The 17,767-nt window shown below is 60.0% G+C and carries 4 protein-coding genes; all 4 read right to left on the bottom strand.

Features of this window, described 5'->3' with window-relative positions:
* Positions 1 to 3 precede the first annotated feature (3 nt).
* The 4 genes from BVL55_RS09240 to BVL55_RS09250 all read right to left on the bottom strand — a co-directional run bounded on the left by BVL55_RS09240 (position 4) and on the right by BVL55_RS09250 (position 17,700).
* Positions 4 to 1,740, bottom strand: a complete 1,737-nt coding sequence (locus BVL55_RS09240; RefSeq protein ID WP_075996648.1) for a ShlB/FhaC/HecB family hemolysin secretion/activation protein — start codon at positions 1,738 to 1,740, stop codon at positions 4 to 6.
* A gap of 45 nt (positions 1,741 to 1,785) precedes the next feature.
* Complete coding sequence (locus BVL55_RS09245) at positions 1,786 to 16,515, bottom strand: filamentous hemagglutinin N-terminal domain-containing protein (protein WP_075996649.1); 14,730 nt, start codon at positions 16,513 to 16,515, stop codon at positions 1,786 to 1,788.
* Positions 16,516 to 16,808: 293 nt separating this feature from the next.
* Positions 16,809 to 17,027 (bottom strand): hypothetical protein, encoded by a 219-nt coding sequence (locus BVL55_RS16525; protein ID WP_156892498.1) that lies wholly within the window; start codon positions 17,025 to 17,027, stop codon positions 16,809 to 16,811.
* 28 nt (positions 17,028 to 17,055) lie between these two features.
* Positions 17,056 to 17,700, bottom strand: a complete 645-nt coding sequence (locus BVL55_RS09250) for a Crp/Fnr family transcriptional regulator (protein WP_083649469.1) — start codon at positions 17,698 to 17,700, stop codon at positions 17,056 to 17,058.
* Between the last annotated feature and the right edge of the window lie 67 nt (positions 17,701 to 17,767).

Consider the following 17,767-nt stretch of genomic DNA (forward strand, 5'->3'; position numbering starts at 1 on the left):
TGATCAGAAGCTGGTGATTACACGGAAGTGGAACTGACCATCATGATCGTCATCCACCAGATCCGGTGTATGCAGTTTCCAGCCATAGGCCAGCTCCGCGGACAGGTTTTTGTCGTATTGGTAGACCAGGCCGACACCCGCACCCGCAAGATGTGCATTTTTCTCGCCAACCGACTTGGTGCCATTGATCGAAACCGCGCCGAAGTCGAAGAAGGCATAGGCCCGCAACGCATCCTGCACGCCGTTTGAGGCAAGGCGCATGGCCGGTCCCTGCAGTTCGAGACGGGCGATGAAACCATTGTCGCCGCGCACCGAATTTTCGTCGAAACCGCGCACCGAATTCAGCCCGCCAAGATACATCATTTCGCTCGGCAACAGCCGGTCGGATGCTGCCTGCAGATCGACATCGGCGTTAAAGCGCATGTCGCCGGGCAGGAAGATCGTGTGATCGATACCGGCTCTCAGATAGACATAGTGTACGCCTGCGCCCGAACGCGAACCGTCGAAGGCCTCATCGGTATTGTCGTCAAACAATCCGCCCGGTGACCACCACAACCCGGCATGGGCAAGGGTGGAGCTCTTCGAATCGCCCCGCTGGCCGGTCATCTGTGCAAAGAACTGGCCGATCTGGGTCTGGTTGCCGAAGGCGTTAATTCCGCCGAACTCGAAATCGTTGTTCGACTTCTTGTATTCAAAGCCGTAACGCGCATCCCGCGACCAGTCGCGCAGACGGTTCATCTGCTGGATGATGGTGGCGGAAAGCTGCACGCTTTCACCCGTCGTAAATCCGGGACCGGTTTCCGCCCCGCTGTCGACCCAGGCGCCTGCAAGCTGCAGGTCGGCCCGGTGCCAGATCGGAAGGGTATAGGTCACCGCATGGGCAGAAAGGGCGTCAGTGCCTTCTTCCGACGTGGTGTACTGATAGGAAAGTTCGTGATCGAGCCCCCACAGATCGCCGATCGAAAAACCGCCGAACAACCTGTATTCGCCAACACCGCCCGAGCCGGTGTTATCGGCACCGAAGAACACCACCCAGGGCTTGTCCTCTGTTACCTGGAAGGTCAGATCGGTGGCGCTGAAGCTGTCGCCGGGCGAATAAACTGCATCGACGCGGCGGTGGAAACGCCGGCTTTTCCAGCGCAGATGATCAAGTACCGCAGCTTCCTCAACCACATCCCCCTGGCCGAGCGGAAAGCCCTCGCCATAGTATTCGGGATTGGACGTATTGCCGGAAACTTCCACATTACCGACCCGGCCGACAACGGCAATGATCTGAACCACGCCATTGGAAACATCCTGCGGCGGAATGACCACATTGACCACGGGCAGGCCGGCGTCACGGAAGGCCAGAACCATGTCGCGGCTCATCCGGTCAAGCGAGGCAAGCGAAACCGGCGAGCCTATATAGGCACTGGCCGCATTGACCACCTCGGCCGGCGCCACATCGCCGCGCGCCTCGACACCGGAAGCACTCGTACCGCCTTCGGCCACCTGCCCCGGGCTGTTGACGATGACAACGCCCTTCAGCACCGGCAGGATCTGCGTTTCATCCTCAGATACCTCGATCGTATCCCGCGCATCAAGGCGAACCTCATTGTTCGGATCGCGCTTTATCCCCTGCGTAATGGGATCTAATGCCTGCGCATTAGCCACTCCGGGGTGGAATATGGCATCCGTGGAGATTACCCCCATGGTCATCGCGGCAACCGCAACGCCCATTCCCAACATCTTGCCTGACATTTGTATTTCCTAACCCTGTTTTCTACGCTTTACCGGTCCGCCTCATTAAAGAGGTCTTTGGACAAACACTGTGTAACTTGAAGCATAAGAGATCGCATCAGGATAGTTTGCTTGTTGCATTTCCCGATAAATACTCTCGCCGGTGATATATTCGCCATAGCTGTCGCCAGGCGCATACGAGATTTCAGCCTCACTCATTGAACCGCCGATCACCGGCGCATAGGCGCTGGTCATCAATGGCTCGGCCTGAGCGGTTTCATACAACGCACCGCTCTGCCAGGCCGGAAGCCTGTGCTGCGCGGTGGTTACGCCATAGCCATTCTGGTTGGCCGTAAGCCGCTGCGGTGTAATCAATGACGGCTGGCGCAATTCCCCGGAAACCGGAACGGTGTAACCAAAGCTGCCATTGGCAGACACTTCTTCCAGATCGTCCGGAAGCCCGTGCCCGAAGGTCTGATTACCCCCGGCCGTTGCCGAAAAGCCCCAATTGGAACCGAAGCCTGTCGGCGAACCCTGATGGGAGATGACAACACGTTCGCATTCTTCTTGCAGTCTCTCCTCATCGACATCGGCAGTGCTGCCAAAGCTGTCTTCCTCGCAAGCAATGTCGAAGCTGGAGGTACCCAGATAGTTCTTGCCTTCCAGGTTTCCGATGTTCACCGTGCCCTGCCCTTTCGAACCGCCCTCGCGGTCGAGTACTACCGCAAAGCCCGGATCGAGATCGATCAGGTTGATATACGGCGTGTATTCGGGGAAGTAGGTGAAGCCCTCCTGCGGCGTGCTCTCGAAATAGAAGGTGAAGTTGCCCAGCCCGATATACTGATCGGTGTAAGGCGCCGTTTCACTCATGAAGGTGAAATCGTGCTCATGATCGTTGCCGCCCTGGCCTTCGAAGACATTGGACGGGTCGCCCGTGCGATCGAAGGTCATGTCGGTATTCGACACGCTATCGTTGAAGCGAACCGGACTGACGATGGTCAGCCCTTCCTGCGCCGGCAGGAAGAAGCGCAACTCGCCATCCACATCAGCATCGCCCTGCCCGCCATAGCCGGAGTTGATATCGACGGCGCCGCCCTGGGCGTCAAACACCATGATATCGGCAATCAGCGTTGAGTCTTCCGGTGCCGAATTCTGGCCTGCACCGACCGTTGTGTTCCCGCGAATGCGGTCGCGAACGGTGCCGAGGCTTTCCGGCAAGGCCGAATGGGGCGCTGCTGCATTGGCCGAGGAGTCGTCGAAATTGTAATCCTCATGGCCGATGGCCGAGGTTCCGGCGCCGCCAAGCACATGCATGTCTCCGCCAGCCCGCGCCCAGATGTCGCCGGCCGAAGCCTGCGTGCGGTTGCCGGCGCCGCCAGGCGTGTTTGCCTGGTCGTGGCCGATGCGCGCTTCGCCCGTGCCGGTGATGATCAGGAAATCATCGCCCGTACCGGTTTCGTCGGCAATGGCAGCCGCTGCACTTGCCAGCACCGTGCCATCCGGCGCATCGGCATCGGCATCTGTGCCCGCTTCCACGGTGATGTCACCATCCAGCAACTGGACCGTCACCCGCCGCGCATCCGGCGCCATGCCTTCAACCTGCCACTGATTGCTGTCAGGGCTGTTATGGCCGATCAGCGCATCGCCGCTGCCTGCCGACAGGACGAAGTTGTTGCCCGCGCCACCGGTACCGGTACCGCCCGAACCCTGACTGGCATTGCTGCCGATCAGCACGTCGGAACCAATGATCTGGCGCAACTGGCTGTCGCCGTGGTCGGCAGCCGGACCGGTAGAGATGTCGTCATCCGCATCAACCGGATTGGTCTGCAGCGTGCCTTCTTCAGTGATGAAGTGGCCAACCTGCGCCCTGCCAGCCGCCTGGTTGTCGACAACGATGTCCTGTACGGCATTAAGGGCGATAACGGCCTGACTGGTGTCATCAACCTCCTCATTGCTATCGGTGTCCGCCGAATTGCCGATCGCCTGCAGCGTGCTGTACTGGCCTTCGGCATTGAGCAGACCGTCCGTCATGGTAGAGGTCGAGCGGTGCCCGACCCGCGTTTCGCCAACTGCCGTGTTGATGATCTGGATATCGCCTTCCGTACCATTGACTGCGACCACAACCGTATCGGTCTGGCCGGTCGCACCGGTCGCCGTCAGGATGATGTCGTCCTCATCATTGGTAGCATCACCCGGGTTGATCCGCGACGTGGCCACCACATGGCCCGTACTGCGGTCCGGCGAGTTGACATCGGTTGCTGCATGGGTCTTGTCCCCGTCCACCGAGGCAATGTGGAAGGCCTCGTGGCCTACCTGAAGCTGGGAATCTGCGCCCTTGTCGTTCTGCAGGGTGATTTCACCGGTAACGATCGAAATCTCCGACTGGATCAACTGGCTGGCAAGGATGTCCGGCTGGTCAAAGTCGTCATTGACCGCTCCGGCGCTGGCACCATTGCCATCGGCAACGCCATTGGCATCGTCATCCTCGAAGTCCGAAGGATCGGCGCTGTCATCGGCCGAAAAGGCGGTTTGCGTCGCCTCGTGGCCTAAATGCCAGTCATTGCCTGCCGCACCGCCCAACTGTCCGAAGAAGCTGGAGGTTGCCTGAATGTCGAGTGTGCCCATCACCGTCTGGGTGACGGTGACCCGCTCGCCATATTGCAGAACGCTTGGCGGATTATTGACCTGGCCTGACTGGCCGAACTGTTCGGCGTCATGACCGATCCAGATGTCGTTGTCTGCCGCACCGAGCGCCTTGATCTCCAGGTCCTCGACCTGCGAGATGCGAATATCGCCGTCTACTTCCTGGGTAAGCGTCACCCAGTCGCCGTCATCGGTGATGGAAACCCCGCCACTCGCCACCAGCGGTGCGTCGGGATCGGCAAAACCACCGCTGCGCGGTGCAGCCGGCTGACCGCCGGAAACCCCGCGGTGGAAGACGGAGGCAGCGAGCGTATCCTCATCCTCGCCATGACCAAGGCGAATATCGGACTGGCCGGCGCCAAGAGTTTCGATGATCAGATCGCTGACCATGCCATCGCCGTTCACATCCAGGCCGATATTGACCACATCGCCATAGGTCGTCGTGCCGTTGACGATCCGCTGGCCAAAGACGCGCTGGACCGAACTGATCGAACCGCCGCGGTTCGAGCCCAGATTGTCCTGGCTGTCGCCCTGGGGCACCGGCTCGACCGGGTCGGAGTTCGACAGATTGTCGTCCGCCACCTGATGCCCAAAGTGGATGAACTCATTGGCAAGACCGTTGGCTTGCAGCGTACGGTCCTGAGCGTCGATATCGGTCGCGATGCGCTCGGCATCGAGATCCAGCCCGCCATAGACCAGCGTGTTATTGGAAATATCGCCGCCACTGCCCATGCGCGTCTGGATATCGGACCAGCCGGTCGCATAGTTCATGGTCAGCGCCGAGTGCAGCAGATGCACTTCGCCGGTGCCGCCAGGCCCGCCATTGGCATGAATAACCACTTCCTCGGCCCGGACAGTGATATCACCGCCGGTGGTATTCCTGGTGGTGATCGAGCCACCATCGCCCATGATGCCGCCATCGTCGGTACCGCCATTGGTGTCGCCGCCGCCAAAGGACGTGACGTTCGACATGAACCTGCGGTGACCAAGTTCGGTCAGGGTTTCCCCGTTGGAAGTAAGCGTCGTGATCTTGACAACGCCATCGTCGATGTCGTCAGCCGCCGTAAAGCCGGTGCCACCGAAATTGGTCGCAACGATCGTATCATTGCCGATCACATCGCCGCGGTCGGTCAGCGTGATGCCCGTCAGGTCGGTATCCCGGCCGGACAAGGCCCAGATGTCACCGCGTACCACGCCGGTATCGGAAACATCGCCGCCCTGGGCAAGAAGCCCCGGATCGAACGGCGCCGCGCCCATGTCGTTGAGCGGCTGGAGAACCGTTGCATCATGATCGTCAAGGAACATCACATTGCGGTCGGCCACCGGCTCGAAGGTCCGCAGGGACGCGATGTTGTGAACCCGCGCGGTCATGCCGCCATAGACGATGTCCCCTGCCTTGGCCGGATCGGCCAGCAGCTCGTCAGCATTCGGAACACCCGTGACCTGCGTGTTCACGTTGTCGAGAATGGTCTCGAAGGCCGTTGCGGCACCAACAATGGAATTTGCCGCTTGCTGAACGTCGCGCACAACCGCTTCAACGCTGTCTGCGTTGGTCGGCGAACCGTTGTTCACATCCTCAAGATCGCTTGCATCGACGGAGTTCAACGCGGCAAGGGCGTTGTTGAGTGCCGTCTGGGCATCGGCAAGCAGGGTGTTCAAATCACCCAGGTCATCGCCGTCGGCAACGCCGTCATCAGCGGGGAAGCGGTCACCATACTGAGTAATGACGTACTCCAGCATGCGGACGACGTCCTCCATGTCCTCGACCGCGTTTTGTGCATCGGCATAGGTTGCTTGTCCTGCCGCGTCATTGTCTACGGTCGTCGGATCGATCAGCGCACCGAAGTCGGCAAGATTGACCGCGAACAGGAACTCACGGTCCCTGCCCCAGGCACTGCGTACCGTGTCGGGGTTGGAGGTCAGAACATCGAACCAGGTTTCGTGGCCGATCTTGACTTCCGCCAGCGCGCCAAGACCGGTTTGGGTATGAATTTCGACGACCTTGCCATCCGTGGGATTCTCCGAATTGGCCCGGTCGGCATCGATCGCCTGCAGCAGAATGTCGCCATAGATGTCGTCGCGCGCGATATAGACGCCGCCGGCATCACCGGCAGGCTGGGTATAGGGCGTGGAATTATATTCAGACGCAGAGCCGGTTTCCGCATGCACCTGCTGCTGGTTGCCGATCTCGATGATCGAGGTTGTACCATTCGCCGTCATTGCAATGACCGACAGGTCTTCCTGGATCGAGGTGATCGTGATCAACCGTTCATCATCGTCGGCATTGTTGTCGTCAGCGTCTTCCCAGGAGTCGCCGATAACGCCGAGCACGATCTCGATGCGGCCGGAATCCCCGTCCTCGATGATGCCGGCTGCCGCCGCGTCGATCGAGGCGAGATCGGTATCGTTGATGTCCTCGGGAACCGCGTCCCCGCCAAGGCCTGCAACGATGGAGGCAGTGGCATCGGCGCGCGGATTGTCATGATCAACGCCAAGGCCAACAGTCCGCTCATGGCCGATGTTCAGATGTGCCCAATTGCTGTTGGACGAAGTGGCGAGTACATCCACATCATCGCGGCCGACGATGTCGATATCGGCGCCCAGATCGGACTGGTAGATGAAGATATCGCCGCCATTGCCTTCCAGCAGGCCTTCCGCTGCGCCATTGGGGCCGGAAAGGCTCGCCTGGCGCCCGGCATCGCCCGCCTTGACCGAATGGATCAGGAAGTCATGGCCGATATGGGTCTCGACATCCGGAGCCGAAAGCGCCGAAGCGACCGCCTCAATCAGGATCGACTGATGATCGTCGGCATCCTGCAAAGCGGAAAGCTGAATTTCCGTGTCGTAGAAATAGTCTTCGGTTGGGTCGCTGTCGGGCCGCTGCGTGCCGGAAATGACGCCGCGCTGCCAGATGAAGACATCGCCGCCATTGCCGTTGTGGCCATCGGCATAGGGTACCGATTGCTCCGAGCCGCCTTCGCCCGCCTCGACGACCGGGTCCTCGCGATAGCCGTCATTGTCCGGTCCGATGGTAAGGCGATGCCCGACCCAGGCCCGCGTTTCGTCCGCCGCCAGCGAGGTATCGCGTGCGGCGATCACAAGCTTGTGCCGGGAGTCGAAGTCGATGCCGCCATTGAGCGCATACTGGTCGACCATCGCATCGCCGCCGTCGCCGCCAATGCCGTTGGCGCCGGCATTGCGCCCATCGACGTTCCAGCCGGTTCCGCCGCGAACCTTGTAGGCTTCGGCCTGATGGCCCACATGGGCAATCTGCACCGTGTCGGCGAGCGCATTGGAATGACCCAGTATGGTAATGCCGCGATCAGCATCGCTCGTGTCATATGCATAGGCTGTCAGCGAAACATTGCCGCTGGCCGCCAGTTCATCGGTAAAGACACCATCAAGCCCAACTGAGCCCTGCACCACGGCAGCATTGCCGCCATGCCCGGAAGCCGCCAGGATTGCTGAAAGCGTTTCAATCTCACCATCGTCAGCATTGCTGTCGCCGCCCATGTGGCCGGAACCATCCACCAGCGGTGCAACGGAGTAATCGGTGATTTCCTCACCCGGCTCAAGCGTATTGTGGCCGTCATTGTCGGTCGAAGTGCCAAAGAAGGTTTCGTCCGGGCTGCGCCGGTTGGCCGCAATCTCGTCGGCATCGTCGCCAACCAGCCGGTCGAGGAAGACTTCCAGCTCGCCCGGCTTGTTCTCAAAATAATCAAGCACCGGATCGATCAGCTTCTTTTCCAGGCCGGACATCTGGGTGTAGGCCGCGCTGTCGGAACCCCTTGCATGGAATTCGCGCAGCGCTTCATAGGTGAAATAGACCGATTGCGCGTTGGAATCACCCGCATAGGTGCCGCCAAAGGCACCATCACCGGCCAGTGCACGGCCTTCCATGCGATGACCAAGGGCAGCCACCGTCATGTTGCCCGCGGTAACGCCATCCAGCGCCTGTACGGTGATCGAGTTTTCCGCTGTCAGCGAAATGTCACCGGCAAGCTGGCCCTGCCAGGTCAGCGCATCGCCGCCATCGCCGCCCTGGGCGGAGATCGTTGCCGGGAAGGAAGGCGGACTGCCTGCCTCGCGGCTGGAATTGCCGCCATCGCCGGCAAAGGCAGAGGCGTGGGTCAAATGCCCGGCCCGTGCCTCGGCACGATGATCGCCGCTATCGCTGGGCGTGCCGCCAATTGCCTCGAAAACAATGTCGGTCGCAGTATCGGCAGCCGCACTGTCAAGATCGCCGGCCGGTGCCGGATTGCCGACATTCGTAATCGAAACATCGCCCCAGACCTGGCCGATCTGGGTAATCGCCGAACCGCCATCGCCGCCATCGCCTTCCGAAATCGTGGCGCTCAAACCGGACTGGATGCCATCGCCGCCAGTGGCGTCGCTCGCATCAGCGTGGGCAAAGCCGTGATGGCCGATCAGGGCCGTATTGGCATAGAGCGCATGGTCCTGATTGGAGCCCGGGCCGGCCACCGAACGCACCAGAATGCCGTCATAACCCGCACTGGCCATTTGGCCAGCATCGAAGACATCGCGCGTCTGGACCGTGATATCGGCGCCATTGGTATCATCGCGGCCATAATCATTGTCGGTGTCACGGCCTTCAATATCACGTCCCGTGCCCTGATGATTGATGACCACATGAGCATTGCCCCCATGTCCGCCGCGCCGGTCTGTGCCCAGCGTCAGACGGTTTTCATCTTCGTCGATGTCATAGGGCGTGTCGCCATCATCGGTCGGGCCGTTATAATTGTAATCGGCATCGACAAGGTTGGGATCATCCAGCGTCTGAAGGCCGTTGGTCGAACCTGATAATCCGCCATCCCCGCCTGCTCCCGTCACCGCTTCCGCCATGCCGCCATGGCCGACGCTCGCCAGCACAAAATTATCGCTGCCGACATTGATATTCGCCGAGGAGGATATCAGTTCGAAGGCATTGCCGTCGGTATCCTTGTTGTGGCCGGCATCAATGAAGATGTCATAGGCATAGCCGGTCTGAACGATGCGAGCATCACCGCCATCGCCGCCATTGGCGGTCTGGTTGCGCTGCTCGTTGACGTTCCAGTCCGGCGAACCATCGCCGCCATCGCCGCTTTCGGCATAGGCAAGATCGCCATGACCGACCTGCGCCCGCACGATCGAGTTCGAGTTTTCGAACAGATTGGCCGTGATCTGCATGCCGTTGCCGAAATAGCCATCAGGGTCAGTCGTACCGGTCGTTGAGTCGAAATCGACCAAGTCGACACTGATATAGGTGTCGAGGATCGCATCCTGCTGGATCAGCGCATCGCCGCCATCGCCGCCATTGCCCTTGTACTGGCCGTCATCGCCATCCCCGGCGCTGCCGGAAATCGAGGCGGCAATCCGGCCATGGCCGATCTGCGACACGATGGTATTGTCGGAACTGCCGGCATTGGTTGCCGAGCCGTTTTCAGCCAGCATCACAACGGAGAAGTCCGGCGTACCGGGCTCTTCGTCGTCGGCGCCCGTCATCAGCCAGATTCCGCCCTTGATCTGGTTCTGCAGAACCCGTGTATCGCCGCCATTGCCGCCATTGGCAATTTCGGTCTGGCTGGAGCCGTCTTCTCCGCCCGGTGAGGAAGCGCCGTTGCCGCCCCCGCCGCCGGTGGCTGAAGCGCTGGCCTGATGCCCCAGCGAGGCCAGTGCGATGTTGTCGCCATAATCGAGGTCAACCGTCGAAAGAATGTCCACCCGCTTGGCGTCATTGGAAACGGAATTGTCCAGCGCATTGGGCGTATTGATGTAAATGTGCCCGACCAGATGATCGGCTTCCAGCTCAACGGTGTCGCCGCCATCCACATCCGGATCCACATCCCGCAACTGGCCCTGGCGTACGAACCCGACACCGCCGCGTCCACCCGACGCGTTGACGGCGAAATTTTCTGCAGTGCCGCCATCGGCAGCAACATGCGCGTCAAAGGCGCCTGACAAGCCTTCGCGGCCTGCACGCTTGGGTATGAAGAGGCCACCGGCATCCGACCATTGTACGGCCGAATGACCGATATTGGCGCGGTGGTAATCATCGCCGCCACCCGGCGTATAGTCATCCAGATTGGCGTGGACGACCAAGCTCTCGGCTTCGCCATTGTCGTTGTTTCCGGTCGAAACGGAGATGTCGCCGATGGAATAGCCGGCCTGGGTATAGGCATCGCCCCCGCGCCCGCCATTGGCCGTCGAGAAATCGCCGACAAGCGCGGTGAAGTGCGTGTCGGAACCGCCATTGTACTGGGAGATGAGATCGGTCGTGTTGAGCTCACGCTGAATGGACCAGCTGGATACACCATCGGCCTCGAAACCGCGCCCGGTTACCGCAACGTAGTCGAGCACACCCAGTCCGGTAATGCCGTTGACCGTACCGTCGCCCGCCTGAACATAACTGCCGGAGTCGACATAATTGGCGCGCCCGTCGATGACATCCATGAAGCCGTCATTGTCCACATCGACAATGTCAAGACGGCCGTCCCGGTCAAAGTCGACCAGATCCACATCGCCGTCGCGGTCCATGTCGACGAAGACCTGAAGCGCCCTGCGGTCCGCATGGGTTGTCGCAAACCGCGCATCAAACAGGTTTTGGGAACCGGTGGTACCGTTCAACTCGTTGTCGGTGTCTGGATCGTGCTGGTCATAGGTCGCCACGACCCGGCCGAAGCGGGCCAGGTTGCCCGCGTTATCGGAATAAAGGTCATTGTTGGATTCATCGTTCAGAACAAAGGTGCCGTCATTGTCCAGAATGAACTCCGGATCGGCTTCCTCGTCGTGGAAAATCACCGAATCAGGCCCGTCCGGCAGATAGGTGCGGATGCCGTCGCTGTTGTTGCCATTGCCATCGGCCGCACCGGTATTGGTCGGTGAATAGGAACCCAGATCGCTGTTGATCGATTGAATGGTCGATCCCTGGCGGTTGGCGATGTCATCGGGCGTCACGGCAATACCGTCTTCGCCTTCGATTGAATCGGAGTCGCCCAGCCCGCTCTGCTCGAAGGAATCGTCCTGGTCGCCATCGATCAGCACATGATCGAAAGACGAAGCCCCGGCATTGGCGCCGGTTTGCGTGCCGTTCACATTGATGATGCCGCCATCGAAGGTCGTACCTGCCGTCGCTGGCTCATACAGTACACCCGCCGCTCCGCCATTCTGCGTCAGCGCCACCAGCGAGGTGGCGTGGCCAATGGTCGAGATCACATAGGTGTGCTCGCCATGGGAAGCCGTCGTCTCGACGGTAACCCGCCGGTCGGCAACCACCACGATGTCGCCATTGATGTTGTTGGAGGCGATCAGGACATCGCCACCGCGCCCGCCCGAGGAATTGGGCTGGATATCGACCGCGCCGGCCTGAAGGGCAGTTTCATCCACACCATCCTCGCTGGTGGGCGCGCCCTGCGAATCGGACTGGCCGCCGCCGTTGACAAACAGCGAATTGCCATCATCGTCGAACTCGGTGTTCGTCGAGCCGCCATCGCCGCCACTGCCGCCCTCGCCCTGCATGCGCACCCGGTGACCCACACCGGCGAACACGTCATTGCCGGTGCCTTCCGCTGTACCCGTGTCAACCCGGGTAGTGATGACGAGACTGTCGGAAATCGCAGCCACGACCGTTCCCGGATTGGGATCGCCATTGATGTCCACGGCAAACGTGTCGGAAATATTGAGCGCAATGCGCGCGTCCTCGCGCCGATCGGCATCGGTATCGTGATAGATTTCCGCCTGACCGCCGGAAATGCGGTCGGCGATTTGCCGGTCGGTGATATCGCCGGAGGTCAGGCGGATATCGCCGCCATTGCCACCGCGCACCGCGCCAACGCCCGAACGGTAGTTGAGGAATTGCTCGCCTTCGGTTTCGCTCTGATAGACGGGCAGGTCGTTGGCATAGAAGTTGGCGTCGCCACCCGCACCGCCATCGCCGGAATCAGCGAAGATGCGCTGGCCGTGGCCAATCACGCTTTCGGTGATCGAGCGGTTGTTGGCCGAAAGCCCGTTGGTTGCGGAGGAATCCAGCACAACGCGGCCAATGGCATTGACCGTGATGTCACCTTCGACAAGCTGTACGCCCTGCAACTGATCTTCAGCCTGGGCATCACCCGACAGCAGCACGGCGCCGTTGCGGTTGTCGCCCAGATCGGCGGAATTGACCACATCGGCATTCATGCCATTGGCCAGGGTCCGGCTGGTCAGGACCAGACCTTGGTCATGCACCAGCCGGCCAAGCTGCACGTCAATGTGCCCGCCGCGCCCGCCAAAGGCAGTGACCTGACCGTTGGGATCGTCTGCATCGTTGTCACCGGGATCGTCCGTATTATCAACACCGCCGGCTCCGAGCCCGCCGCCAGCCCCGCCATCGCCGGAGACGAGTTCGATCACATCTGAATGACCGAGCATCGCATAATCGGAAGAATTATTGGCGGCAGTATTTGCCGAACTGTCATTCGTTTCGATCGTCAGCGCGTTGGCACCGTCTGTCTCATCGCTCTCCCGCGCCGTGACGGAAATGTCGCCGCGCAACCCATAGGCATAGTCGTCGAATTCCCCGGTGCCGTTGCCCTGGTCGAGGCCGTATTCGCGCGCATCGAGCGATTGGATAATCAGGATGTCGCCGCCCGCGCCGCCATCGCGGCCCGTATCGCCGCCCACGCCGCCATCGCCGGTGACGACCCGGATGCGGTGACCGTGGCCAACCTGGCTTTCGCCCGAATTGCGTTCGTTGACCGCAAGACCGGAAGTCGAGGTGGATTCAAGGATAACCTCGTTGGAGGACAGCAGGGCGATGTTGGTTGTGTTGGTGATGGAGATGTCGTCATCGCTGTCGGCATCGTCGTCGCGCTCCAACCCGCCATCCCACACGGTACCCTTGTAGATGGTGATGTCGCCGCCATCGGCGGCATCCCCGTCCACATCCTGAACGGCATCGGCCCCATCGCCGGTGCGCGCATAGATCTCGCCGCCATGGCCGATCTGCGCATTGACGGAATTGTCGGTGACTGCGGCATTGCCGGCCGCGATGAGACTCTCCACCGTAATGTCCTGGTTGTGGACCTCATGGGCATCGTCAGCCGTGTCGACTGTACCTTGCGTCTGGGTGTCGACCAGAATGTCGGCGCCCAGGATATGTGCCTGATATATCGTTACATTTCCGCCCCTGAAAGCGGTTTCCACAGCGCCGGACGTATCAACCCCGCCATCCTGCGTGCCGATGATCGAACCCGTGCCATGACCGATGCGGGCGATGTTCACGTCAAAGCTGGTCAACGGCGCATCGCCTTCGGTCACGCTTGCCGAAACGGTCACACCATTGTCATCGTCCCGGTCGGTGTCATAGACCGCGATATCGCCGGCGATGCGGTTTTCGGTGATGACGATGTCGATCGGCGCATCATCGTTGGCACCCTGGTCGGATTCACTCGATTGCACGAAGGAGCCGTGCCCGATTTGCGTACGCTGGAAGTTGTTGACGATATCGTCGTCCGGCGCGGCGTCGCTGTTGTCGGTCGAGGCGGAATTTGCCTGAACCAATACCGAGTCAGCCATGACGGTGATGTTGGTCGAATCCGTGTTTTCGTCGCCATCGGTTTCAGCCAAGTCATTGAAATCGCGGATATCGCCAAAGGTGAATTCAAGCGGCGCCGTTGTCGTGGCGACGCTTAAAATATTGCCATGCACAAGCGCCCCGTGACCGATCTGCGAGATGACAGTCACCACGCCATCGGCCGCATCACGCGCAAGATCAAAACCCATCACCAGATCACCGTCGGCGGTGACGCTAATGTCACCGGCAATCCGGCCCTGGGTATAACCGGCGGAATTCGCGCCTGAGGACTGAGTGGCAAGCGCGCCGTGGCCGATCCGGGCTGCTGCCGCGTGATCAACGCCCAGGTTCACGGTAATCGGATCAGCATCATTGATGGCAACATCACCATCGGTTCCCGCACGGGTGGAAACCGAAATATTGCCGGAAATATCCCCCATGGAGCTCGCACTGCCGCGCGACGCGACAGAACCATGGCCGATCTGGGCGCTGCCGGTATCAAACCCGCGAATACCGGAGTAGCCGTTAGAGGCCAGATTCACGCCACCCGCACCCGCGACAACCGTGATGTCGGAGCCGACAATCGCGGCAACATCGGTTGCCGATTGCCGCCCGCCATGACCGATCAGTGCCGTCGATGCCGTGGGGCCGGTACCGCCGGTCAGATTGACAGCATCACCGGCTTCAACCCGGATATCGCCATTGTTGTCTGCCGCACCGGAATCACCACGGGCCGATCCCTGGTTGAAGCCGATCTGGGCAATCGAAGGACTCGCATCCCCGCCCAAAACATTGACGCTGCCGGTCGCAAGATCGACAACACCGTCAAAGTCTGAATCACCGGCGACCATCGTCGTCTGGCCGAACGCCGAACCAATGGCGACGTCGTCCGTACGCCCGGCGGCAGACCCGATGTTGATGTCGCCAGCTGCCAGGAACCGCACGCCGTCAGCGCCGGTTACAGTACCATCGGTTGAATGCTGGATAATGACGTCATCCAGAGCATTAATGTCACGCTCGGCATTGACCTCAAGCAACGTATCGGCGGTCCACTGGATATCGACACCGGCAAGAAAATCGACATCTCCCGTGCCTGCATCGGAAGCGGTTACATCCTGACCGGTGGTGTTGTCGTTATCAGTATCGGCATTATCGGTATCAAGGCCGGTCGAAGCCCCTACGGTGGTAATGACCACATTCGCAAAACCGAGCGCCGTCTCCACATCGGTGTCGTTGAGGTTATTGCCGCCGGAAGCGGCCGTCGAAACCGTCAACCCGCCCGGATCGAGCAGGAGCGTACCGAACTGACCATTTTCTGACCGCAGATCGGCGGTACCCAGGAAGGAAAGCGTGTCCTTCCCCGAAACCTCGGCAAAGCCGCCAGTGCCGTCGACCGAGGTTGCCACGATATCACCGGCAAAACTTGTGGTATCATCCGACCAGACGATCACCTGGCCCGCATCCCCCGACTGCGTCGCGCTGGCATCGAGCAGCGCGCCGGCTTCGACGGTCACGATTTCCGCATTTTGCGAAATGTCGACTGCATTGCCGCCGCGATCGGTACCGGAACCCTGGAAACCGCCCCCAATGAACATGCGTCCACCGCCCAGGGCTCCGGAAACATCAAGAACAGAGCCGGCTTCAACCGAAATTTCCGGCGCTTCGAAGATGATCTCGCCACCCTTCTGCGGGGTGCCGGCCTTGACCACGCCGCGATTGACGATCTTCCTGGTCGAACGCACCACGACCTTCTTGCGTGCCACCACGCGGCCGGTATTGCGTACCTTGCCGCCGCCGGTGAGCATGATCCGCCCGCCTTTTTTGGACACACCGGTGGCACGAACAACGCCGGTATTGTTGATCGCAAGCGCATATTCATTGCCGCCGGCAGCGCGCAGTTCGGCTGCCGCCGCTTCAACATGCCCGCGATTGACGATCTTGCCCTTGCCGGCGCGGATGGAAATGCGCCCGTCGCCCGAATCAACCGGGCGCAGCAGGATTTCCTCGCCGGCACCAAGGCCCACATAGCCGCCATTGGAACTGATCTTGCCGGTCTCGCCGACCTCGATTTCCCGCGACAGCAGGAAGATGTCGCCGCCGGTAACAGAGCGGATCGTACCGTGAACGGTAATCCCGCCGCCGGTTTCAATGCCCTGGGTAAACAGCATGTCGCCGGCACCGAGGAAGTCCGCATTGGAGACGTTGAGCGTCGAGGCGACAAAGCCGCCCGTGTCCACCAGCCCGCTTTCACCGATCAGAATGCCGTTTTCGTTGATCAGGTAAACCTGGCCGTTGGATTCCAGCGTGCCGTAAATTTCGGAGATGTCGCCGCCCGTCACCCGGTTCAGGATGGCGGCCTCATTGGCGATCTGGTTGATCGAGGTTGTCTCCCCCGCCCCGATCGAGAACGAGTCCCAGTCAACCACCGACCGCATGGAGTCGTTCTGGATGATCACATGATCGGTGCCGGTGCCCGAGATCGTCACATCGCCTGTGACCACCGTCGGATCAAGCGGGTTGCCGAGCGCCGAAGAAGCGGCAGCGAGCGTTCCCGCAGAAACCGAAGCAAACAGAGTATCGCGCAATTTGCGATTGAAGAACATCCTGTACCCCCAAAAGACTGGACGACTATTGTCGGCCCGGCCCCCCAAAACCAAAGATTAAGAACCGGTTAATTGGTTTTTACGCAGCGGCACCCTAGCGGTAAACAACCGGGCAAGCGGGTTCGGTTTTGCATTGTAGGAAATATGACACCTTTTGGCTGTTTTCGCCGTTAGTGCATTTAAGCAACACTTTGGTTTTCCGATTTTGGGTCAAGCAAAACGCCCTGAATGTTAAAAAACGCGGTAAATGTCAGCTTTCTGGGTCAATGCGCCCGAATCGAAGCTGCTGGATTTCAGGGCGCGAAAGCAGCGTTTTTATTCCCCGGTGACTGTTCTGACGCCGAAAAACGGCGGCAGGAAAACACTTTTTGCGGGAAAAATTGACGAAGCACACCTGAGAAAAAGAGCAGGATAACCGCTGTCAAAAATTGCGTTTTCCGGCGCAAGGCAAGCACCCGGATGGAGCGCTCCGGCTTTTCCTCAAAGCATGATGGAAACAGCCAGCCGGCCATTCCGGAAACCAGTTATTTTGAACGCCCGCTATTTTGCAAGCAATGACGGGCGCACAACGGCCCGTTCGTTCTCGATGATCAGCGCGCCCTTCTGCTTCAGAAGCTTCAGCCTTTCATTGAGATAGGGCCGCGTGATGTTGAGCAGGCTTGAAAATTCCTGCTGCTTCAACTGCCACTCCATCTCATAGTCCCCTTCCGGCCGCTGTTCGTGCATCTGCAGATAGCAGGCTTCCAACATTCTCATGATCCGCAGATCGATATCGGCGATCCGAAGCGCACCTGAAAAATTGATGACGTGGCAAAGATTGTTGGTCACACAGGCCGTGCACCATTCCTCGAACAGCAAATCGCCTTTCATCTCCAAAGCCTTTTCGTGCGGCAGCATGAAGACATTCGCAGTGGAAAGGGCCGTTGTAGTGAAGACCGGCCCCCCGGGATACATTCCCATCACATTGAAGACGCGGCCGCGAAAAATCGGCGCAATCATGACGGTCCCGTCTTTTCCATCCGAGACCATTCCCCCCAGCGTACCGGACGACAAAATCAGAATGGGCGCAGCAGGGTCACCCTCCTTGCAAACGGCGTCACCACGCTTGAAGGTTCGAAGCTCACATAGCTTCAGCACTTTTGAGCGCACGGCATCAAGCCGAGCGCTGACAGGTATACTAAACATGGCCCCAGAATCTTCCCTTTCGTAAGTTACACCAAAGCAGGATTCACCGAATTGGCAAGACGTCCCG

Origin of the sequence: Salaquimonas pukyongi (assembly GCF_001953055.1) — a bacterium.
GTDB classification, from domain to species: Bacteria; Pseudomonadota; Alphaproteobacteria; order Rhizobiales; family Rhizobiaceae; genus Salaquimonas; species Salaquimonas pukyongi.